The following is a 20497-nucleotide window of genomic DNA, read 5'->3' as shown; positions in this document are numbered from 1 at the left end:
ATGATGGAAAAGACCAACGTTACAGTTATCGAACATAACGAACCGAGCACGATGAATAACACATCCCTGCTTCTGAATATCGACGTCATGGATCGCATGATGAAGCTAGCAGAGGTGATGTCTCAGGGCGTAGCGACCGTACCTAAACATCTACAGGGGAGACCTTCTGATTGCCTGGCAATAATCATGCAGGCCGCTCGTTGGGGTATGGACCCATTTGTTGTAGGCCAGAAAACCCACCTAGTTAACGGGGCTCTGGGCTATGAAGCACAGCTTTACAACGCTTTAATCACCAGCTCCAAAGTTGTACGCGGGCGCTTTAAATACGAGTACGGCGGCGAGTGGGAAAAAATTGTTGGCAAAAAAGACGTGCGTGATGAATCAGGTTTGTTTGTTCGAGTCGGAGCCGTACTTCGCGGCGAGACAGAGGTGACTTGGGGGGAGCCAATTTACCTTGCTGATATTACTACGCGAAATTCCCCTTTGTGGAAAACAGCACCTAAACAGCAAATAGGTTATTTGGCCGTCAAGTATTGGGCGAGGACTTACTGCCCTGAAGTCACAATGGGTGTTTATGACAGAGAAGATCTGGAACAGCGAACAGAGCGCGAAATTAACCCCGCACCAACCCAACGAATGAGCGTTGCTGAAATCGCAGGTGACACCGTCACAACCACGCAAAGCGCACAGGAATCGTCGGCAAATATCGACGCTCTTTCCGACGACTTTCGTGAGCGCATCGATGCTGCGCAGGATGTAGACAGCGCCAAAGCACTCCGGGCTGATATCGAAAGCGCAAAGGCCACACTGGGTTCAGCTCTGTTCACCGAACTGAAGAACAAGGCCGTGAGGCGCTATTACCTGGTTGATTCACGTAACAAGGTTGAGGCCGCGATCAACTCCCTACCGTCTCCGGACGAACCGGGTGCAGCAGCGCGTTTCGGGGAAGTTGAGCGAGTTCTGGCAACGGCGAAACGTCATCTGGGCGACGAGCTGCACGATAAGTTCAGCATTACCCTGGCAGATATGAAACCGGAATACGTGGGCTGAGGGAGGCGGGAGGCGGGAGGGTTCGCCCTCCCGGTAACGAGATGAGCAAATCATTAAATGCACGTTGCATCCGTCGCTGGGCCGTCGAATTTAAAGGTCGTTGCGACTCGAAATATAGCCCGTACTGGCGCAAGCGGGATCTACGCCAGTATATCCGTGAGTGCGCCCTGACAACTGCCGACTGCATGGTTGAGCGCGTGGCAGAGGACAACGCTCTGGTAGATTTTCAGGGTAATGGTTGCGGCTGGTCACCTGAGTTTTCAGCGTGGTACGGCGAGCGCCGTGCGCAGTATAGAAAAGAAGCGTTGAGCTACCTCAATGAAGATGCCAGCAACGACGAGATCGACGAAGAGATTCAGAACGAGCTGGAGGCCTGGAATGACTGAACGCGGAATGATTTTTAACAGTGAAATGGTTCGCGCCATTCTCGACAGCAGGAAGACTCAAACGCGCCGCCCGGTTAAGTTTCCATTCAAGGATCGTAATCTTGGCTGTGAATTATCCGGCAACGAACTCGCCGGGGAGCTGTCTTCCGGGAACTATTTGAACAGTCCGTTTGGTAAACCGGGTGATCGCATCTGGGTACGCGAGACTTTTCAGGGACCGTTATTCGACTTCGGTCAGATGGATGCCTATTGCAAAGACTCTGCACCATTTGAGAAGGCACGGTTCTGCGTTTACAAGGCTGATGGCAAGCCTGCACCAGAGTTTTTCGATGCTGACGATAATCTGCATTGCTGCTGGCGGCCATCAATCCACATGCCACGCTGGGCATCCCGCCTTCTTCTGGAGATTACCAGCGTTCGAGTGGAGCGTATACGGAGCATGAGCCAGGACGATGCCCGGGCCGAAGGCGTTATTGCAGCATCTGGCCCAATGGAGGCCGGTTTAGCATTCCGTGAGCTGTGGGACTCAATCTATGGCGAAGAGTCCTGGAAAGCTAACCCATGGGTCTGGGTTATTGAGTTTGAGCGTATCGAAGGAGACGACCATGCGACTGATTAACCGAGGTAATCAGCAATCCCCGTTAGCACGTCAGGCATGCGACATCGCACTGGCTACCCACCAGCAACGTTACGGTGACTACGGGCGCAGCAAGATGAAGGAGACATACACGGTGAGAGTTGAAGGCGTGAAGGTCTGGGTTGAGGTGGTTAACCGTAAGGCGAGCTACGTGGCCACAGCAATGACAGGTATGCGCAGATTGCGCGCACTGCCTGGACAATGTAATTAAGAGGTAATATATGGATAACGCATTGCAGGCAGACGCTATTTTAATAACTAATGAAGTTTTGTCCCGGTATAAGATATCGCGCAGCACACTGTATTTCTGGAGCACTCCGTCCAGGATGCCATCCTACTTTACTCAGCCATTTCCGAAACCGAGAATAAATGGCAGTCCCAAACGATGGAGAATGTCAGACTTGCTGGCATGGGAGGAAAACGTAGGCATTAAACCAGAGGCTGACCAATCAGTTTTTCCAGATGATCCTGCCATACTGCGAGCCAATGCCGCTGATCATCCAGGTAATCATGTAGGTTATACCGCGCCATAACGCCTGACATATGATGACCCAACAGTTTTTCTACTACGTGTGGTGGCGCGCCTAATTCGGATAGGCGCGTCGCAACCGTTCTTCTCAGGTCGTGAAGCGACCACGTTTTCATTCCATTTTTTGCAATTATCTGGGTTGAAAACATAGCAACATTTGGCTGAAGAGGTGGCCGGTCATCTTCTGGTCCTTTATATCGTGACAGCGTGACGACATGATTTGAGAGAGACGTTTCCTTTTCCTCTTTCATCATTCTGACTACAGCTTCAGGAAGAGCCCTTCTTACGGTCTTTCCGGTTTTATAATCACTTGCCGGAATTGTCCACGTATGTTCGTTGAAATCGAACCATTCCCATTTAGCTGTCCTGATCTCGGTGCTGCGGCAACCGGTCATGATGAGGAACTTCATAATCAGCTGTTGCCTTTCTTTTAGTTCTGGCAGCGTATTCCAGACGGTTTTGATTTCATCATCACTTAATTTTCTGTCCCTTACCGCAGCAGCTAAACCGACATCAGACCGTCTCAGGCTTTCGATGGGGTTAACGCTAATCACCCCACGGTTAGAACAAAAACGAAAGGTACGTTGCATCAAACCCAGCATTTGCCCAGTAACAACTCGCCTTCCCATGCCATCGAAAAGGCTAAGCCAGTGCGCCTTGGTTGTCTGATCAACAATCATGTTCCCGAGAACCGGATTGATGTGGTTCTCGAAATCACGTCGATTAACTTTTATTTTTGCCAGGCCTTCAGGGATACAGTAATACTTCTCCCAGTAATCGAAGGCATCCCTGACGGTTATTGCATCAATCTTTTTCTGTTTTTCAAGCACCGCCTGGCGTCTCGGATCGAACCCCTCAGTCAGCCATGCCCTGAATTGCTGCCTTCGCTCTCTTGCCTGAGATAAAGATATGGACGGATAATCGCCGATCGTCAGCTGAACGGCCTTCCCGTTCCATCTGTAGCGGTAAAAAAATGTTATACTGCCGGAAGTGGATAATCGGATATTAAGCCCGTGAGCATCTGAGATAACTTCGATCTTGTCTCTTTTCTTGCCAAGAGCTTTTCTTAATTTTGTATCGGTAAGCAATGTGTACACTCCGGGAGAGGATATACACACCAGTGTACACATTTTACGTAAATTGATAACCTTCGAATTAAAACGAAATAAACCAATTTAAATCGCTAGTAGGCAGTGAAGGCACACCAGCACTGGAAAATTTAAAAAGACATAAAGCATGTTCAACAAAATTAAATCGAGTACATATGCCCTACGATAGCGTATATAGCGAGAAGCGCCCACCCGGAACGCTACGCACCGCATGGCGTAATTTTTATGGCGATGCTTCTGCGATGGTGGGTCTGTACGGTTGTGCGGGACTGGTCATTCTGTGTGTGTTCGGTGGCTGGTTTGCCCCTTACGGCATCGATCAGCAATTTCTTGGCTACCAACTGTTGCCACCGTCCTGGTCACGCTATGGCGAAGTGTCATTCTTCCTCGGAACTGACGATCTGGGCCGCGACGTATTAAGCCGTCTGCTCAGCGGCGCGGCCCCGACCGTTGGCGGTGCGTTTGTCGTTACCCTCGCCGCCACACTCTGCGGTCTGTTGCTGGGCGTGGTTGCCGGGGCAACGCACGGACTACGCTCAGCGGTGCTGAACCACATTCTGGATACCCTGCTGTCAATTCCATCGCTACTGCTGGCCATTATTGTGGTGGCTTTTGCCGGGCCACATCTGACGCATGCGATGTTCGCCGTCTGGCTGGCTTTACTGCCGCGTATGGTGCGCTCCGTCTACAGCATGGTGCATGACGAGCTGGAAAAAGAGTATGTCATTGCTGCTCGTCTGGATGGCGCGAGCACGCTCAATATCCTGTGGTTTGCGATTCTGCCGAATATCACTGCCGGTCTTATCACTGAAATCACCCGAGCACTGTCAATGGCGATTCTGGATATCGCCGCCCTGGGCTTCCTTGATCTCGGCGCACAGCTGCCCTCCCCAGAATGGGGCGCCATGCTCGGCGATGCGCTGGAGTTGATCTATGTTGCGCCGTGGACCGTCATGCTGCCCGGAGCGGCAATTATGATAAGTGTGCTGCTGGTAAATCTGTTAGGTGACGGCGTACGCCGCGCAATTATTGCGGGGGTGGAATAATGCCATTACTGGATATCCGCAACCTGACTATCGAGTTCAGGACCGGTGACGACTGGGTGAAAGCAGTGGACCGCGTCAGCATGACGCTAAACGAAGGTGAGATCCGTGGACTGGTCGGTGAATCGGGTTCAGGTAAAAGTTTGATCGCTAAGGCCATCTGCGGCGTCGCCAAAGATAACTGGCGCGTTACCGCGGACCGCATGCGTTTTGATGATATCGACCTGTTGCGCCTTTCCGCCCGCGAGCGACGTAAGCTGGTCGGCCATAACGTGTCCATGATCTTTCAGGAGCCACAGTCTTGTCTGGATCCGTCTGAACGTATTGGACGCCAACTGATGCAAAACATTCCCGCCTGGACTTACAAGGGGCGCTGGTGGCAACGTATCGGCTGGCGCAAACGCCGCGCGATTGAACTGCTGCACCGCGTCGGGATAAAAGATCATAAAGATGCCATGCGCAGTTTCCCTTATGAGCTGACCGACGGCGAGTGCCAGAAGGTCATGATCGCCATCGCACTGGCAAACCAACCTCGCCTGCTGATTGCAGATGAACCCACCAATGCGATGGAACCCACAACCCAGGCGCAAATTTTTCGTCTGCTGACTCGACTGAATCAAAACAGCAATACCACCATTTTGTTGATCAGCCATGACCTGCAAATGCTCAGCCAATGGGCAGACAAAATCAACGTAATGTACTGCGGACAAACGGTGGAAACCGCGCCCAGTAAAGATTTGGTGACGATCCCCCATCACCCTTATACGCAAGCGCTGATTCGCGCCATTCCTGATTTTGGTAGCGCAATGCCGCATAAAAGCCGCCTGAATACCATGCCAGGAGCAATTCCGTTGTTAGAACAGTTGCCCATCGGCTGTCGTCTGGGGCCGCGTTGCCCTTATGCACAGCGCGAATGCATTGAAACCCCAAGGCTGACCGGAGCAAAGAATCATCTCTACGCCTGTCATTTCCCGCTGAATATGGAGAGAGAGTGAGATGGTAGAAACCCTGCTCGAAGTGCGTAATCTGAGCAAAACCTTCCGCTACCGGACGGGATTATTTCGCCGCCAGACCGTCGAAGCCGTTAAACCGCTGAGCTTTACGCTGCGTGAACGTCAAACGCTCGCTATTATTGGCGAGAACGGCTCAGGCAAGTCCACGCTGGCGAAAATGCTGGCTGGGATGGTTGAGCCGACCAGCGGCGAGCTGCTGATTGACGATCATCCGCTAAAATATGGCGATTATTCATTTCGTAGTCAGCGTATTCGCATGATTTTCCAGGATCCGTCAACGTCGCTAAACCCACGGCAGCGTATCTCACAGATCCTCGATTTTCCGTTACGCCTGAATACCGATCTGGAGCCTGAACAGCGCCGCAAACAGATTGTGGAAACTATGCGTATGGTGGGTCTGCTACCCGATCATGTTAGCTACTATCCGCATATGCTGGCCCCAGGGCAAAAACAGCGTCTGGGCCTTGCCCGTGCGCTGATTTTGCGGCCAAAAGTTATTATCGCCGACGAAGCGCTGGCTTCTCTGGATATGTCGATGCGATCGCAACTCATCAACCTGATGCTGGAATTACAGGAAAAACAAGGGATTTCGTATATCTATGTGACCCAACACATTGGGATGATGAAACACATCAGCGACCAGGTGCTAGTTATGCATCAGGGCGAAGTTGTCGAGCGCGGCAGTACGGCGGACGTGCTGGCCTCTCCGCTACATGAGCTGACTCGTCGTCTTATTGCAGGGCATTTTGGCGAGGCGCTTACCGCCGATGCCTGGCGGAAAGACCGTTAATCAGATAATAGCCCACCAGGACGGGAGGGCTATCCGTTCTGTCATCAGTGACAAAACCGGGGCAAGAGGAGCGCGTCAACCTCAGAGAACGTGACTGACGGGAAAATTTCACCCTGCATCGCCCAAACGCCGGCGGTGCAGACCTCCTCGATAAGATGGGTCGTATCTATCCCCTCAACCACAACGCGCTCGCAATATCCCCTGATATTTTTAATCAACACCGGGAAAATTGTTTTTTCTACCTGTGACAGGAAGAAGTCGCGATCCATTTTCACAACGTCAAAACGGCCGCACACCAGCGGACTCGCGCCAATACTGCCAGATCCGAGATCGCCCAGCCACAAGGCATTTGGGCCATCACTCAGCGAATTAATCAGCAGGTTGTTCAGGCAAACTGTATTCGACAGAAAGCGTTCTGAAAGTTCCAGCGCAATAAAGGGCATGGAATGCAAGGCCGACTTAATGACGGGATCACCAATTGCTAATAGCGCCATTTCATCAATAAGGCTTAGCGTACAGAGCAGATTATTGTTCTCGAACCAATTACGCTTTTCTGCAATTAACCGAATTTGCTCAAGCATGAAATTACGTTTTTGTTCGCTACTCCATGCCGAAATGATGGAATCTGCGTGTAACGGATGAACCGTCTCAGAGGTGAAGCGGGCGAGCATCTCAACACCCAGCAACTTATCTGTTGTGTCTCTCATCGGTTCCGCGATGAAATGATAGTGCATAAGACCACTCCAATTGATCATAACGTCCTGATAATGCACTTTTAATCATAATCAATCAATAATATCGATCAATGAATCGATATTGATCGATAAAAACAATATATCATAACTAAATGAATATGGTCATATTTTTTGTTTTAAGAATGTTCTTACATTGATATGTGTTAAAACATCGACTAGAGGTCAGATCATACCATTTTAACCCTCTGACGCCTTGTATTTTCACCTTATACCCCTGCTCTTCTCTGGTTGGATGAGGCAGAACCAGGGGGGAGTGATATACTCCTCACGTGCAATGAATAGTGACAGGCCACCAGGTGCTGACAACGATTCCCTGCCCTCTGAAATGCCGATTACTGCTGCTCACCGTCTGGTGAATAGCAGAGAAAGATCGTGACACAAGGGGCAAAGAGTGGGATATAATTTCACACCAATTTCGAGTGACCTTGAAATTGCAATCATAACTCATTGATTGCTAAAAAAAATAAGTAATGACTATAAGGATTAAAGCTATGGGTTTTCTTTCCGGTAAGCGCATTCTGGTGACCGGTCTTGCCAGTAAACTGTCCATCGCCTATGGTATCGCACAGGCGATGCACCGCGAAGGCGCTGAACTGGCGTTCACCTACCAGAACGACAAACTGAAAGGCCGCGTGGAAGAATTTGCCGCTCAGCTGGGTTCCAACATCGTACTGCAGTGTGATGTGGCTGAAGACGCCAGCATCGACACCATGTTCGCTGAACTGGGCAAAGTCTGGCCGAAATTCGACGGTTTCGTACATTCCATCGGTTTCGCACCTGCTGACCAGCTGGATGGCGACTACGTGAATGCGGTCACCCGCGAAGGCTTTAAAATTGCTCATGACATCAGCGCATACAGCTTTGTTGCAATGGCAAAAGCATGCCGTTCAATGCTGAACCCTGGTTCTGCACTGCTGACGCTGTCCTACCTGGGTGCAGAGCGCGCGATCCCGAACTACAACGTAATGGGTCTGGCGAAAGCCTCTCTGGAAGCCAACGTTCGTTATATGGCTAACGCGATGGGTCCTGAAGGCGTGCGTGTGAACGCAATCTCCGCCGGCCCAATCCGTACTCTGGCGGCTTCCGGTATCAAAGATTTCCGTAAAATGCTGGCACATTGCGAAGCGGTTACGCCGATTCGTCGTACCGTTACCATTGAAGATGTGGGCAACTCTGCGGCATTCCTGTGCTCAGACCTGTCCGCCGGTATCTCCGGTGAAGTCGTTCACGTTGACGGCGGCTTCAGCATCGCCGCAATGAACGAACTGGAACTGAAATAATCTTTCAGACTTCCTCTATGGGCGACGCTCCGTCGCCCATTATTTTCCTCTCCCTTCTCCTTCGCTCGTGGCTATATATGCTTTTCTGATATTTATTATCACTTAACAATCTTTCATCACCTCATTCGCTTACGTCAGGATATCGCAGCGCAAACGATCCGGCGTACAGGTATGACGACGTATCCGGGTCGCCACTTTTTAGACCAAGGAACGCCCATGGAACAACGCCGAATTGAAGGCAAAAGCCACTGGTATCATGAGACACAGTCCAGTACATATCCGCAAGATGTTCTACCGTTGGTGCCCGAAGCCGCACACGTAGAGGACCGATTTTTGCTGGATCTGACGATACCTGCCGTTGCGCTTTTACCCTTTCAGTCCTGGTTAGAACCTGCCCGTAAACTTGCTCAACTTCTCTTCCCAGTGCATGTTTCTCTGGACTCAATGCACACGTTCAGCGCCTATGAACGTATGAGTACCGCTTTAACCGTCGCACAGGTTTGTGGCGTACAGCGTTTATGTAATCATTATGCTGCACGTCTGACCCCCCTTCCTGGCCCTAATTCATCCAGGGAAAGCAACCACCGACTGGCGCAAATCACCCAATATGCTCGCCAGCTAGCCAGCTCTCCGGACGTCATCGGCTCACGCGATCGCCAGCATCTGGAGGCGGTTGGCCTCACGACCAGCGACAGTGTTCTGATGAATCAAATCGTTGGCTTTGTCGGCTTTCAGGCCCGCGTCGTTGCGTTGTTTCAGGCCTGGTTTGGCCATCCTGTGCGACGCATTCCAGGCCTTGATATTCAGCAATTTGCCGAGGCATCCCCCTTTAGTGCAGAAGAAGCACAGTGGCACACCGCCGACCTGCCAATTGAAAAACATCTTGCCGGCACAGAAGCACATGCCAGCCATACTCCCATTGTGTTGCAAGCGCTGAGGCCATTACTTCAACACTCACCTGAAGAACTGGCGTTATTTGAAGCGCTTTTTACCAGCACATTACACAGCGATGTGCAATCACGGACATTTTCTCTGACCACGCTGTTCACATCGCGGATTAACGGTAGCGTGTCCTGCTTCAATGAGTACGCCCTCTCAGCCACTGAGCTCACTGAGATTATTACCGTACTTCGCCAGGATGAGCGCCAAATACAGCGTTGGGAGCAACGACATCCGGTTGAGCGCGTCACCCTGCAGGCGGTACAATGGCTAACCCGGGCGCCCGATCGCTTTAGCGCCGCACTGCTTACTCCGTTACTCGACCAGGGTATATCTTCAGAACAGGCAATTAACGTACTGGCCTGGAGCGGATTGTGCGGATGGTTAAATCGTTTGAAGATCGCGTTGGGCGAGACGTATTAACCGATCCACTTGCTGAAAGAGCGCTTGCTGCGACTGGCAGATTCGCGTAAAACTGTCAGCCGCTCTTTCAGCCACGAAAATAGACAATTATGCTTCAGGACAACCCGCTGCTAGCGCAGCTTAAACAGCAACTACATTCCCAGACGCCACGTGCTGAAGGGGTGGTAAAAGCCACGGAAAAAGGCTTTGGCTTCCTGGAAGTCGATGCACAAAAAAGCTATTTCATTCCACCGCCGCAGATGAAAAAAGTGATGCATGGCGACCGCATTGTGGCGGTTATCCATACGGAAAAAGATCGCGAATCTGCCGAACCGGAAGAACTGATCGAGCCGTTCCTGACGCGCTTCGTGGGCAAAGTTCAGGGTAAGAATGACCGCCTGTCCATTGCGCCGGATCATCCGCTCCTGAAAGATGCGATTCCCTGCCGCGCCGCGCGTGGCGTTGAACATGAATTTAAAGAAGGTGACTGGGCTGTTGCAGAAATGCGTCGTCACCCGTTAAAAGGCGACCGCACCTTCTACGCCGAATTAACCCAATTTATTACCTTCGCTGACGATCACTTCGTTCCGTGGTGGGTCACACTGGCTCGCCATAATCTGGAAAAAGAAGCACCCGATGGCATCGCCACTGAGATGCTGGATGAGGGTCTGGTGCGTGAGGACTTAACCGCACTGAACTTCGTCACCATCGACAGCGCCAGTACGCAGGACATGGATGACGCGCTTTACGCCGAAGAACAAACGGACGGTAAATTGCAGTTAACCGTCGCGATTGCCGATCCTACCGCCTGGATTGCTGAAGGCAGTAAGCTGGATAACATTGCAAAAATTCGTGCATTTACCAACTACCTGCCGGGGTTCAACATCCCAATGTTGCCGCGCGAGCTTTCGGACGATCTGTGTTCTCTGCGTGCTAACGAAATTCGCCCGGTTCTGGCCTGCCGCATGAGCATCACTGCTGACGGCACGATCGAAGACAATATCACCTTCTTTGCAGCAACGATTGAATCGAAAGCGAAGCTGGCCTACGACAACGTCTCTGACTGGCTTGAAGGCACGGGTGACTGGCAGCCGGAGAATGACGCAATTGCACAGCAGATCCATCTGCTGCACCGTATCTGTCTCAGTCGTGGCGAATGGCGCCATAATCACGCTCTGGTATTCAAAGACCGCCCGGATTACCGTTTTGTTCTCGGTGAAAAAGGCGAAGTACTGGATATCGTGGCGGAACCGCGCCGCATCGCGAACCGCATTGTGGAAGAGTCCATGATTGCGGCGAACATTTGTGCTGCCCGCGTACTGCGCGACAAGCTGGGCTTTGGTATTTATAACGTGCATATGGGATTCGATCCGGCTAACGCAGAAGCACTGGCTGCCCTACTGAAAACCCATGGTATGCACGTTGATGCTGAAGAGGTCCTGACGCTGGAAGGCTTCTGTAAACTGCGTCGTGAACTGGATGCGCAGCCTTCCGGTTTCCTCGACAGCCGCATCCGCCGATTCCAGTCTTACGCTGAGATTAGCACCGAGCCGGGTCCGCATTTTGGTCTGGGCCTGGAAGCTTATGCCACCTGGACCTCGCCTATCCGTAAATATGGCGACATGATCAACCATCGCTTGCTTAAGGCCATCATCAAAGGTGAGACAATTTCCCGCCCGCAGGATGATACGACTTTGCAGATGGCTGAACGTCGCCGCCTGAACCGCATGGCCGAGCGTGATGTGGGTGACTGGCTGTATGCACGTTTTCTGAATGACAAAGCCGGCACCGACACCCGCTTTGCGGCCGAGATTATTGATGTCAGCCGTGGTGGTATGCGTGTACGTTTAATTGATAACGGCGCGGTAGCCTTTATTCCGGCCCCCTTCCTGCACGCGGTTCGTGATGAACTGGTGTGTAGCCAGGAAAGTGGTACGGTCCAGATCAAAGGTGAGGTGGTTTACAAAGTTACTGATGTCATTGACGTCACCATCGCCGAAGTGCGGATGGAAACCCGCAGCGTCATCGCGCGCCCTGCCGTATAATACGCATTAACTCAACGACCTTTCTCTTTTGTGAAAGGTCGTTTTCTTTTTTCCCGACCAATTGCCTGCCACGCACTACACTTCTTCCATCCAGTCAGATTTATTTTTTACTATTTTCCGTTCGCCAGCTTTGCTTTTTCCTGAATCTGGATTACACATAAATATATAAATAAAACAATATGTTCAGCCATCATCACCCTTTGAATTATGGCTACCCTTACTTTTGAGGCTCCATGCGCTTTAAACGGGATAGTACACATCATGAAAGACGTTCGGGAGCTGGCTACGTTGTATAGCTATGTGGGCACCCATAACCCCTACTGGCGTTTGTCAGAGGGTTGCGACATCCTGCATTTCTCTATTGACGAAGCGGCAGAAACGAACCAAAACATCGAATTATCACCTGAGCAAGCCGACCGCATCCGGGAGATGACGGTCATCACGTCAAGCCTGTTAATAACACTGTCGATTGAAGATGACGATATCCCTGTTCACCTGGTCGGGCGGAAAATAAATAAACGCGAATGGGCCGGAAGTGCATCCGCCTGGGATGATACCCCTCCGGTCGCCCGCGATTTGGCACAAGGACTTTCTTTTGCCGAACAGGTGGTCTCTGAAGCCAACTCCGTTATTGTCATCCTTGACCGCATGGGGAACATTCAGCGTTTCAATCGCCTGTGTGAAGAATATACCGGACTCAAAGAACGCGAAGTGATTGGTCAAAGTGTCTTCACGCTGTTTATGAGTCGACGCGAAGCCGCAGCCTCCAGACGCAACATCGATGTTTTCTTTCGCGAAGGTAACTCATATGAAGTCGAACGTTGGGTGAAGACCTGTAAAGGTCAGCGACTGTTTCTGTTTCGCAATAAATTTGTGCACAACGGCAGCGGTAAGAACGAAATATTTCTAATCTGCTCAGGTACCGATATCACCGAAGAACGGCGTGCTCAGGAACGCCTGAGAGTTCTGGCAAATACCGACTCCATTACCGGATTACCTAATCGGAATGCGATTCATGAACTGATCACTGAAGCCATTGAGAATGCAGGAGATACCCAGGTTGGTATTGTGTACCTCGACCTGGATAATTTCAAAAAAGTAAACGATGCCTACGGACATATGTTCGGCGATCAACTGTTGCAAAGCGTGTCACTGGCAATTCTCAGCTGTCTTGATGATAACCAGTTACTGGCCCGTTTTGGTGGCGATGAGTTTATTGTCCTCGCGACTCAAACATCTCAAGTGGCGCTGGAAGCCACGGCATCACGTATTTTGACCCGTTTGCGCCAGCCCTTCCGAATTGGCCTGATTGAGGTTTATACCGGTTGTTCGATTGGAATTTCCCTTGCACCACAGCATGGACACGACTGCGAGAGCGTTATTCGCAATGCCGATACTGCCATGTATACCGCAAAGGAAGGCGGACGGGGACAATTCTGCGTTTTCTCTCCGGAAATGAACCAGCGAGTCTTTGAGTATCTTTGGCTGGATACCAACTTGCGTAAGGCGCTGGAAAACGATCAACTGTTGATTCATTACCAACCGAAAATAACATGGCGTGGTGAAGTACGTAGTCTGGAGGCGCTGGTGCGCTGGCAGTCCCCTGAACGTGGTCTCATTCCTCCGCTGGAGTTTATCTCCTACGCTGAAGAATCAGGCTTGATTGTGCCGCTGGGGCGCTGGGTTATTCTCGACGTTGTTCGTCAGGTCGCAAAGTGGCGCGATAAAGGGATTAATCTGCGAGTGGCCGTGAACGTTTCTGCTCGCCAGCTTGCCGATCAGACGCTGTTTACCGACCTGAAACAGGTGCTTCACGATCTCAATTTTGAATATTGCCCTATCGATGTCGAATTGACCGAGAGCAGTTTAATTGAAAACGAACACCTGGCACTGTCCGTTATTCAGCAATTTAGCCAGCTTGGGGCACAGATCCATTTAGATGATTTTGGGACGGGTTATTCATCGTTGTCTCAACTGGCCCGCTTCCCACTTGATGCCATTAAGCTGGACCAGGCGTTCGTCAGGGATATTCATAAACAACCCATTTCACAGTCGCTGGTGCGCGCTATTGTCGCAGTGGCGCAGGCGCTTAACCTACAGGTGATAGCTGAAGGCGTTGAAAGTACGAAAGAGGATGCTTTTTTGACCAAAAATGGCGTCAATGAACGTCAGGGTTTTTTGTTCGCCAAGCCAATGCCAGCCGCTGTATTTGAACGTTGGTATAAACGTCATCTGAATAAAAAATTGCGATAACGCAACAAGAAAAGTGCAAGGGATAACCGTGAAAAATAGCCATAAATGGACACTACGTGATGACCATATCTGTATGTAATCACGGAATATATAATATTCTCCAATCATTCATGTTAATACTATTTTTCCCTTCTCTTTTGGCATGAATTTCTGCATCATGAAATTCAAACCTTTTTGACATTAGGATGATGACCATGTCTGATACCGACGCACAACGTCTGGCCGAGCGCATTGATACTGTGCTGGATATTCTCGTTGCAGGCGATTACCACTCAGCGATCCACAATCTCGAAATTCTCAAGGCTGAACTGTTAGATACGGTCAAAGAAGATACAGCGTCTGTGTCAAAAAAACCGAAGGCCCCGTGGGAAATCTGATGACTTCACTCACGTTATGTCGCTGTAGCCATCAGATTTCAGATAACGCAGCTACCGTTTAATTTCCGATACGATATCGCTATAAAAATTAATACTATGAATTCCCGACAACAATCTATTTTGCAGATGGTGATCGATAAAGGTCAGATGAGCGTGGCCGACCTGGCTAAAATCACCGGTGTCTCCGAAGTGACGATTCGACAGGATCTGAACACACTGGAAAAACAGAGCTACTTGCGCCGTGCGCACGGTTTTGCGGTGTCACTGAACAGTGATGATGTCGAAACGCGCATGATGACCAATTTCACCCTTAAACGTGAACTGGCCGAATTTGCGGCGTCACTGGTTAATCCTGGTGAATCCGTCTTTATTGAAAATGGCAGCAGCAATGCGCTGCTGGCCAGAACGTTGGCAGAACAAAAAGATGTCACCATCATCACGGTCAGTAGCTACATCGCGCACCTGCTCAAAGAAACACCGTGTGAAGTCATTCTCCTCGGTGGGATCTATCAGAAAAAAAGCGAGAGCATGGTCGGACCGCTGACTCGCCAGTTTATTCAGCAGGTACATTTCAGTAAAGCCTTTATCGGTATTGACGGCTGGCAGGCTGACACCGGCTTCACCGGGCGTGATATGATGCGCTCTGATGTGGTTAATGCGGTTCTGGAAAAAGGCGCTGAGGTGATTGTACTCACCGATAGCTCTAAATTTGAGGCCATTCATCCATACACGCTGGGCCCGTTAGACAGATTCAGTCGCGTAGTCACGGACTCCAGACTCAGCGCCAGCGTGCAAATGCAACTTGAACACTCGGGTTTAACCGTCAATATCATTGATGCTCACGCATAATACTTCAGCAGATGATTTGTCCGCGGGCAGATCATCTTCTCTCTGAGACTTATCCGACAGTCCAATTAAGACTTTTTACCTGTCGTTAACAGGATAAAGTCGTAGAATTAATGTTAGCGATATAACAGGAGCGAACAGTCACCTCAGGATTTGATTGTAACGTCCTGCGCTAAACGGTTTCGCGGAAATATCTTTAGTCGTCCTATTTTGGCGCTATCATTAAAGTGAACTGGATTCCGTGATTCAATAATTCAGGAGAAAGTATTATGTTAGTAACGAGCAAAAAAATGACCGCTGCCATTCTGGCGATTACACTAGCAATGTCTTTGAGTGCCTGCTCTAACTGGTCCAAACGTGACCGTAACACTGCGATAGGTGCTGGTGCGGGTGCGATAGGCGGTGCAGTCCTGACTGACGGCAGCACGCTGGGTACGCTGGGTGGTGCTGCAGTAGGTGGTATTATCGGCCACCAGGTGGGTAAATAATTTACGGTTGAACGGCTCGATATAATAATACGTTTACTTTTTCAGGTTTGTATTATTAGAGAAGCCACGGATGCTCTCCGTGGCTTTTTTATTAGCCGCCGGCCAGCTTAACTTTCATTCCTTTGGCTTCCAGCAGCGATTTTATCAGGTCGCGTTTATCACCCTGAATTTCAATTACGCCGTCCTTCACTGCCCCACCACAACCACATTTTTTTTTCAGCTCTGCGGCCAATTTAACCAGTGCAGCGTCATCTTGATCAATACCGGTAATCAGGCAAACGCCCTTACCTTTACGACCGCTGGTCTGGCGCTGGATGCGAACAATACCATCGCCCTTCGGACGCTCTGCTACCACTCTGGGTTCATCAATTCGTCCGGACTCAGTTGAATAAACCAGTCGAGAGTTTGAGTCGCTCATTTATGCACCTCGATTCAGAGAGGCGTTGATCATCTTCAGCGTTTGCGCCGGATCTTCCGACTGCGTGACTGGACGACCAATCACCATATAATCCACACCAGCGGCCAGCGCCTGCTGTGGCGTCATAATACGGCGCTGGTCACCCGCCTCACTACCTTCAGGACGAATGCCTGGCGTCACCAGCTTGAATGTCTGTCCAAACGCCTGCTTGAACCTCACCGCTTCATGCGCCGAGCATACTACCCCGTCCAACCCACAATTTTGCGTCAAACGCGCCAACTTTTCAGCATGCTCCGCAGGTGACAACGTCACACCAAGATCGGCAAGGTCGCTGGCTTCCATACTGGTCAGGACCGTCACTGCAATTAACAGTGGCGCATCTTTACCAAAAGGCAGTAATGCCTCGCGGGCAGCGGTCATCATTCGTGCCCCACCACAAGCATGCACGTTTACCATCCAGACGCCAAGGTCAGCAGCTGCCGCGACGGCATGCGCCGTGGTGTTGGGAATATCATGAAATTTCAAATCCAAAAAGATGTCGAAGCCACGTTGTTGCAGATCCCGTACCAATTGAGGTCCAAAAAGCGTGAACATCTCTTTGCCCACTTTCAAACGACAATCACGGGGATCAATTCTGTCGACAAACGCTAATGCCTTATCACGATTTGAGTAATCCAACGCGACAACGACGGGAGAATCAGTAGCTGCGCGGGAAGAAGATGAAGCAGTAAACGTCATGACCAGACCTTCTTGATGATGGGCGCACGAACGGCGCAAAATGGATAAACGGCGTGCATTCTACCTGTGGTAATAGAAAATTAACAGGTGCGTTTACATTTCTGCGAAACGATGTGGCTCAGGAGCCTGAGCGCTGGATGAAGAAAAATAAATAAGTATGTTGTAACTAAAGTGAGTTTTTTTTAAAAATTAGAGCCCGTCCAGACCGCGAATTGGCTTAATGGTTGACCAGGAGCGGCACGATGGGCAGTGCCAGTACAGCGAATAAGCAGTAAACCCGCACTTCTGGCAACGATAACGCGGCTTGCTGCGCACCTGCTCACCAACCATATCGCGCAGGACCATCAGACTCTCTTTTGCGCGCCCTTCTTCCGCTTCATTAAGGTGGTAATCCATCAGTTTATGGAACACGCGCATCGTCGGATGACGTTGCAACTGACGGGTAATATAAACCTGCGCAGTATCAGTACCCTCGCGCGCCTCAAGAATATCAGCCAGCATCAACTCAGCGGCAGCACCGGTGTTTTCTTCGACCGCACGGCGTAAAAACTCCGCCCATTCATCGTTTTTACCCAACTGTTGGTAGCAGCTCTGCAGCATTTCCAGCGTTTCACTGACCAACTCTTTATCCTGCGAGATCACGCGTTGCAGGCATTCAACGGCCTTCGCGTAATCTCCCTTCAGCATGTAAACGCGCCCCATCATAATCGAGACACGAGCACTGTTTTTGTCTGCAGCAGCTCCTTTTTTCAGCAATGCCATGGCGCGATCCATATCGTCGCTGCCCATTTGCTGCAAGGCCAGTTCACAGTAAAAATGCGCGATTTCAATACGCTGTTTATCTTTGCCGAGTTTCACCAGTCGTTCTGCAACATCAATGGCTTTTTGCCATTCGCTGGTTGCCTGATAGATTTGCAACAGTTGCTGCAATGCCCCTACACGGAAATCCGTTTCATCAGTCAGCTGATTGAACATGTCTTCCGCACGGTCATACAATCCGGCTGCCATGTAGTCACGTCCCAACTGCTGTACAGCCAACAAACGTTGCTCGTAAGTCAGCGAAGCACTTTCCATGAGGGTTTGGTGGATACGGATAGCGCGGTCGACTTCACCGCGTGAGCGGAACAGGTTTCCGAGGGTGAGATGAGCCTCAACGGTGCCGGTATCCTCTTTCAACATATCGAGGAACAGATCTACCGCTTTATCTTGTTGGTTGCTCAAGAGGAAGTTAACCCCGGCGACATAGTCGCGCGAAAGACGGTTAGCTTCATCCTGCTTTGTTTGTTGCGCACTTCTGCGACCCATATACCACCCATAGGCAGCGGCTACAGGCAAAAGCAGAAACAACAACTCCAACATAAATAATTATTCCTTCACAACCGACGAGTCGGCAGTTACCGCAACGTCGGTCGCAGGCGCAAGCTGGTTTTCCAGGCGTTTAATTTTGCGTTCGGCGCGCGCAAGAGACACACGAACCTTCAGCCAGAACAGGCCGCAAATTAACCAACCAATCGCAAAGCCTGCTGCAAACAATACAGCAAGCAGCGTGGAGATACGATACTCACCCTGAGCTAGCAGGTAATTAAACGTTACCTGTTGATCGTTTTGCGCACCCAATGTCACCGAAATAACAAAAATCGCCAACACCAGTAAGAAAATGAGTAAATATTTCACATTACTTCCCGTTATGTGGTTTGAGCGAATAAATCGTGTACAACTTACCGCGTTAAGCCCTTTAAATTACCATTTTCACGACAAGTGCGAAACGGAAAAGCGCCTTACGCTGTATGATTTGAGGGCTAAATTTGAAAAATCAATCACGGTCTGCGTTATTGCTCACGCTGCGCTATTTCCTTTGTCTCCTGGACGGGCGGTGTCAGAGGTCCACATATTCGCTGTGCAAGCCATGTTGCCAGCGTTACCAGCAGCCACGATATCAGCGTCGCAACAACCAAATCGCGCGGCCAGTGCATGCCCAGAAGCAAACGACTGCCCATTACGCCGGTCGCCCAGACGAGTAAGAGCACAATCGTCAGCGTGCGCCTGCGTGGCCATAACAACCCGACACCCAGTAACGCCCAACTGGCAGCAAACAGAGTATGCCCGGAAGGGAAAGCAAAACCGGTCTCTTTTTGCCAGTGCTTACGTAAAAAAGGCGGAATATCCTGCTGCCCGGACAACTGCTCTTTTACTAAGTGTCCGCGATCTTTACGTTTTAAAGTGTAGAACTCATCTACCGGAACATGGTGCGTTTTTTCCAGCCACAGAACAAATGGCCGGGGCTCCTGCACCCTCTCTTTAACCCAGGATTTCACACCCTGGCCAATTAAGATAGCCGCCGCCAGGATCGCAAATAGCATAAACGCAGCTTTCAGACGAAATCGCAGACACCACAAAAACCACGCACAGAGAACAACATGGGTGATAATCCCCCAGGGTTGCGTCACCGTTTCAGTTACCCAGTATAAGGATTTTAACCACCAGACATTCTGTCCAGGCTGCCAGCTCCAGCCGGATATCCATACGGAAACCGGCATAATCAGTAACAGTGCTGCGCCTACAGTGGTTCGCTTGGCAATAGACAGCATTGCGTCTCCTTTCGTCGATAAGTCCCACAATCATAACTGAAAAATCCGCACACCGGGGAAATTGACAATTTTGTGCCATTCGGAAATGAATGCGTTGCTGCAATTAGGTGAACACCCTTGCCTTATGGCAAAATAGTGCAATACAGAAGCCAACAGGCGACGGCACGCACAGTGCCAGCATAATCTGGAGAATTACATGCAGCTTAAACGTGTGGCAGAAGCCAAACTGCCAACCCCCTGGGGTGATTTCCTGATGGTGGGATTTGAAGAACTGGCAACCGGACACGATCATGTCGCACTGGTTTTTGGCGATATTTCAGGCCAGACGCCTGTCCTGGCACGTGTTCATTCCGAATGTCTGACCGGCGATGCGCTGTTCAGTCTGCGTTGTGATTGTGGCTTTCAGCTGGAAGCGGCGCTTACGCATATCGCTGAAGAAGGACGCGGTATTCTGCTCTACCATCGTCAGGAAGGACGTAACATCGGCCTGTTGAATAAGATCCGCGCCTATGCGTTGCAGGATCAGGGCTATGACACCGTCGAAGCCAACCATCAGTTAGGCTTTGCGGCGGACGAGCGTGACTTCACCTTGTGTGCTGATATGTTCAAATTATTGGGCGTGGATGAAGTCCGTCTGCTAACCAATAACCCGAAGAAAGTGGAAATTCTGACAGAAGCTGGGATCAATATTGTGGAGCGTGTGCCGCTAATTGTTGGCCGTAACCCGAAGAATGAACACTATCTGGATACCAAAGCCGCTAAGATGGGACATCTGTTAAGCGAGTGACATTCTCGCTTGCTGACAGTACAA

Annotated in this window: 22 protein-coding genes; 15 read left to right on the top strand and 7 right to left on the bottom strand. The window is 50.5% G+C overall.

Features of this window, described 5'->3' with window-relative positions:
- Positions 1-3 precede the first annotated feature (3 nt).
- From HV041_RS07700 to HV041_RS07685, 4 genes are read left to right on the top strand one after another with little or no spacing between them, the layout of a single operon-like run.
- The gene (locus HV041_RS07700) at positions 4-1050 is read left to right on the top strand and encodes a RecT family recombinase (RefSeq protein WP_182294120.1); all 1047 of its coding nucleotides are present in this window, start codon (positions 4-6) and stop codon (positions 1048-1050) included.
- A 41-nt stretch (positions 1051-1091) separates the two neighbouring features.
- Entirely contained in the window at positions 1092-1436 is a 345-nt protein-coding gene (locus HV041_RS07695; protein WP_182294119.1) for a hypothetical protein, read from the top strand.
- Complete coding sequence (locus tag HV041_RS07690) at positions 1429-2055, top strand: morphogenetic protein (RefSeq protein WP_182294118.1); 627 nt, start codon at positions 1429-1431, stop codon at positions 2053-2055. The genes HV041_RS07695 and HV041_RS07690 overlap by 8 nt, the downstream gene beginning before the upstream one ends.
- The gene (locus HV041_RS07685; protein ID WP_182294117.1) at positions 2042-2284 is read left to right on the top strand and encodes a DUF4060 family protein; all 243 of its coding nucleotides are present in this window, start codon (positions 2042-2044) and stop codon (positions 2282-2284) included. Before HV041_RS07690 ends, HV041_RS07685 begins: the two co-directional genes overlap by 14 nt.
- A gap of 218 nt (positions 2285-2502) precedes the next feature.
- Here HV041_RS07685 and HV041_RS07680 read toward each other — a convergent pair whose 3' ends face one another.
- A complete protein-coding gene (locus HV041_RS07680) occupies positions 2503-3732 on the bottom strand; it encodes a site-specific integrase (protein WP_182294116.1) in 1230 nt (409 codons plus the stop codon).
- Between the two features lie 134 nt (positions 3733-3866).
- Here HV041_RS07680 and sapC point away from each other — a divergent pair, with 134 nt between their 5' ends.
- The 3 genes from sapC to sapF are packed head-to-tail and all read left to right on the top strand — an operon-like array spanning position 3867 to position 6557.
- A complete protein-coding gene (gene sapC / locus HV041_RS07675) occupies positions 3867-4757 on the top strand; it encodes a peptide ABC transporter permease SapC (protein WP_005126480.1) in 891 nt (296 codons plus the stop codon).
- Positions 4757-5749: a peptide ABC transporter ATP-binding protein SapD gene (sapD, locus tag HV041_RS07670; RefSeq protein WP_003020556.1), complete on the top strand. Its 993-nt coding sequence runs from the start codon at positions 4757-4759 to the stop codon at positions 5747-5749. Before sapC ends, sapD begins: the two co-directional genes overlap by 1 nt.
- Before the next feature lies 1 nt (position 5750).
- Complete coding sequence (gene sapF / locus HV041_RS07665; protein WP_048211509.1) at positions 5751-6557, top strand: peptide ABC transporter ATP-binding protein SapF; 807 nt, start codon at positions 5751-5753, stop codon at positions 6555-6557.
- Positions 6558-6601: 44 nt separating this feature from the next.
- Here sapF and HV041_RS07660 read toward each other — a convergent pair whose 3' ends face one another.
- Complete coding sequence (locus HV041_RS07660) at positions 6602-7291, bottom strand: EAL domain-containing protein (RefSeq protein WP_048212578.1); 690 nt, start codon at positions 7289-7291, stop codon at positions 6602-6604.
- A 512-nt stretch (positions 7292-7803) separates the two neighbouring features.
- Between HV041_RS07660 and fabI the strand changes: the two genes are divergently transcribed.
- The 7 genes from fabI to osmB all read left to right on the top strand — a co-directional run bounded on the left by fabI (position 7804) and on the right by osmB (position 15942).
- Positions 7804-8592: an enoyl-ACP reductase FabI gene (gene fabI, locus HV041_RS07655; RefSeq protein ID WP_005126472.1), complete on the top strand. Its 789-nt coding sequence runs from the start codon at positions 7804-7806 to the stop codon at positions 8590-8592.
- Between the two features lie 216 nt (positions 8593-8808).
- Entirely contained in the window at positions 8809-9954 is a 1146-nt protein-coding gene (locus tag HV041_RS07650; RefSeq protein ID WP_121584708.1) for a carboxymuconolactone decarboxylase family protein, read from the top strand.
- A gap of 89 nt (positions 9955-10043) precedes the next feature.
- Positions 10044-11978 carry an exoribonuclease II gene (locus tag HV041_RS07645; RefSeq protein WP_121584709.1) on the top strand — a complete coding sequence of 645 codons (1935 nt, stop codon included), beginning with the start codon at positions 10044-10046 and terminating at the stop codon, positions 11976-11978.
- Between the two features lie 261 nt (positions 11979-12239).
- A complete protein-coding gene (gene pdeR / locus HV041_RS07640; RefSeq protein WP_121584710.1) occupies positions 12240-14231 on the top strand; it encodes a cyclic di-GMP phosphodiesterase in 1992 nt (663 codons plus the stop codon).
- A gap of 194 nt (positions 14232-14425) precedes the next feature.
- Positions 14426-14608, top strand: a complete 183-nt coding sequence (locus HV041_RS07635; RefSeq protein WP_048211505.1) for a hypothetical protein — start codon at positions 14426-14428, stop codon at positions 14606-14608.
- Between the two features lie 96 nt (positions 14609-14704).
- Complete coding sequence (locus HV041_RS07630) at positions 14705-15457, top strand: DNA-binding transcriptional regulator YciT (protein WP_048211504.1); 753 nt, start codon at positions 14705-14707, stop codon at positions 15455-15457.
- A gap of 266 nt (positions 15458-15723) precedes the next feature.
- Positions 15724-15942: an osmotically-inducible lipoprotein OsmB gene (gene osmB / locus HV041_RS07625; RefSeq protein WP_003020583.1), complete on the top strand. Its 219-nt coding sequence runs from the start codon at positions 15724-15726 to the stop codon at positions 15940-15942.
- Between the two features lie 91 nt (positions 15943-16033).
- Here the strand turns inward: osmB and yciH are convergent, their stop codons facing one another.
- From yciH to pgpB, 5 genes are all read right to left on the bottom strand, one after another.
- Entirely contained in the window at positions 16034-16360 is a 327-nt protein-coding gene (gene yciH / locus HV041_RS07620) for a stress response translation initiation inhibitor YciH (RefSeq protein WP_048211503.1), read from the bottom strand.
- Complete coding sequence (gene pyrF / locus HV041_RS07615) at positions 16361-17098, bottom strand: orotidine-5'-phosphate decarboxylase (RefSeq protein ID WP_048211502.1); 738 nt, start codon at positions 17096-17098, stop codon at positions 16361-16363.
- Between the two features lie 189 nt (positions 17099-17287).
- Positions 17288-18457, bottom strand: a complete 1170-nt coding sequence (lapB, locus tag HV041_RS07610; protein ID WP_101742281.1) for a lipopolysaccharide assembly protein LapB — start codon at positions 18455-18457, stop codon at positions 17288-17290.
- Positions 18458-18463: 6 nt separating this feature from the next.
- Positions 18464-18772: a LapA family protein gene (locus HV041_RS07605; protein WP_005126452.1), complete on the bottom strand. Its 309-nt coding sequence runs from the start codon at positions 18770-18772 to the stop codon at positions 18464-18466.
- Between the two features lie 155 nt (positions 18773-18927).
- Positions 18928-19686 (bottom strand): phosphatidylglycerophosphatase B, encoded by a 759-nt coding sequence (gene pgpB / locus HV041_RS07600; protein ID WP_121584711.1) that lies wholly within the window; start codon positions 19684-19686, stop codon positions 18928-18930.
- A gap of 196 nt (positions 19687-19882) precedes the next feature.
- Between pgpB and ribA the strand changes: the two genes are divergently transcribed.
- Positions 19883-20473 (top strand): GTP cyclohydrolase II, encoded by a 591-nt coding sequence (gene ribA / locus HV041_RS07595; RefSeq protein ID WP_005126450.1) that lies wholly within the window; start codon positions 19883-19885, stop codon positions 20471-20473.
- Positions 20474-20497 lie beyond the last annotated feature (24 nt).

It is taken from the genome of Citrobacter sp. RHBSTW-00029 (assembly GCF_014104295.1).
GTDB lineage: Bacteria > Pseudomonadota > Gammaproteobacteria > Enterobacterales > Enterobacteriaceae > Citrobacter > Citrobacter youngae.
Note: the sequence above shows the minus strand (reverse complement) of the source record. Positions and strands in the feature narration are given on the sequence as shown.

What these genes read in the sequence shown, in the direction of transcription:
- pyrF (WP_048211502.1), bottom strand. Translation starts at nt 17,098, where the DNA reads ATGACGTTTACTGCTTCATCTTCTTCCCGCGCAGCTACTGATTCTCCC.
- ribA (WP_005126450.1), top strand. Translation starts at nt 19,883, where the DNA reads ATGCAGCTTAAACGTGTGGCAGAAGCCAAACTGCCAACCCCCTGGGGT.
- HV041_RS07700 (WP_182294120.1), top strand. Translation starts at nt 4, where the DNA reads ATGGAAAAGACCAACGTTACAGTTATCGAACATAACGAACCGAGCACG.
- fabI (WP_005126472.1), top strand. Translation starts at nt 7,804, where the DNA reads ATGGGTTTTCTTTCCGGTAAGCGCATTCTGGTGACCGGTCTTGCCAGT.
- HV041_RS07690 (WP_182294118.1), top strand. Translation starts at nt 1,429, where the DNA reads ATGACTGAACGCGGAATGATTTTTAACAGTGAAATGGTTCGCGCCATT.
- HV041_RS07645 (WP_121584709.1), top strand. Translation starts at nt 10,044, where the DNA reads ATGCTTCAGGACAACCCGCTGCTAGCGCAGCTTAAACAGCAACTACAT.
- HV041_RS07630 (WP_048211504.1), top strand. Translation starts at nt 14,705, where the DNA reads ATGAATTCCCGACAACAATCTATTTTGCAGATGGTGATCGATAAAGGT.
- sapC (WP_005126480.1), top strand. Translation starts at nt 3,867, where the DNA reads ATGCCCTACGATAGCGTATATAGCGAGAAGCGCCCACCCGGAACGCTA.
- HV041_RS07695 (WP_182294119.1), top strand. Translation starts at nt 1,092, where the DNA reads ATGAGCAAATCATTAAATGCACGTTGCATCCGTCGCTGGGCCGTCGAA.
- pdeR (WP_121584710.1), top strand. Translation starts at nt 12,240, where the DNA reads ATGAAAGACGTTCGGGAGCTGGCTACGTTGTATAGCTATGTGGGCACC.
- HV041_RS07635 (WP_048211505.1), top strand. Translation starts at nt 14,426, where the DNA reads ATGTCTGATACCGACGCACAACGTCTGGCCGAGCGCATTGATACTGTG.
- HV041_RS07650 (WP_121584708.1), top strand. Translation starts at nt 8,809, where the DNA reads ATGGAACAACGCCGAATTGAAGGCAAAAGCCACTGGTATCATGAGACA.
- lapB (WP_101742281.1), bottom strand. Translation starts at nt 18,457, where the DNA reads ATGTTGGAGTTGTTGTTTCTGCTTTTGCCTGTAGCCGCTGCCTATGGG.
- HV041_RS07685 (WP_182294117.1), top strand. Translation starts at nt 2,042, where the DNA reads ATGCGACTGATTAACCGAGGTAATCAGCAATCCCCGTTAGCACGTCAG.
- sapD (WP_003020556.1), top strand. Translation starts at nt 4,757, where the DNA reads ATGCCATTACTGGATATCCGCAACCTGACTATCGAGTTCAGGACCGGT.
- yciH (WP_048211503.1), bottom strand. Translation starts at nt 16,360, where the DNA reads ATGAGCGACTCAAACTCTCGACTGGTTTATTCAACTGAGTCCGGACGA.
- HV041_RS07680 (WP_182294116.1), bottom strand. Translation starts at nt 3,732, where the DNA reads ATGTGTACACTGGTGTGTATATCCTCTCCCGGAGTGTACACATTGCTT.
- osmB (WP_003020583.1), top strand. Translation starts at nt 15,724, where the DNA reads ATGTTAGTAACGAGCAAAAAAATGACCGCTGCCATTCTGGCGATTACA.
- HV041_RS07660 (WP_048212578.1), bottom strand. Translation starts at nt 7,291, where the DNA reads ATGCACTATCATTTCATCGCGGAACCGATGAGAGACACAACAGATAAG.
- sapF (WP_048211509.1), top strand. Translation starts at nt 5,751, where the DNA reads ATGGTAGAAACCCTGCTCGAAGTGCGTAATCTGAGCAAAACCTTCCGC.
- pgpB (WP_121584711.1), bottom strand. Translation starts at nt 19,686, where the DNA reads ATGCTGTCTATTGCCAAGCGAACCACTGTAGGCGCAGCACTGTTACTG.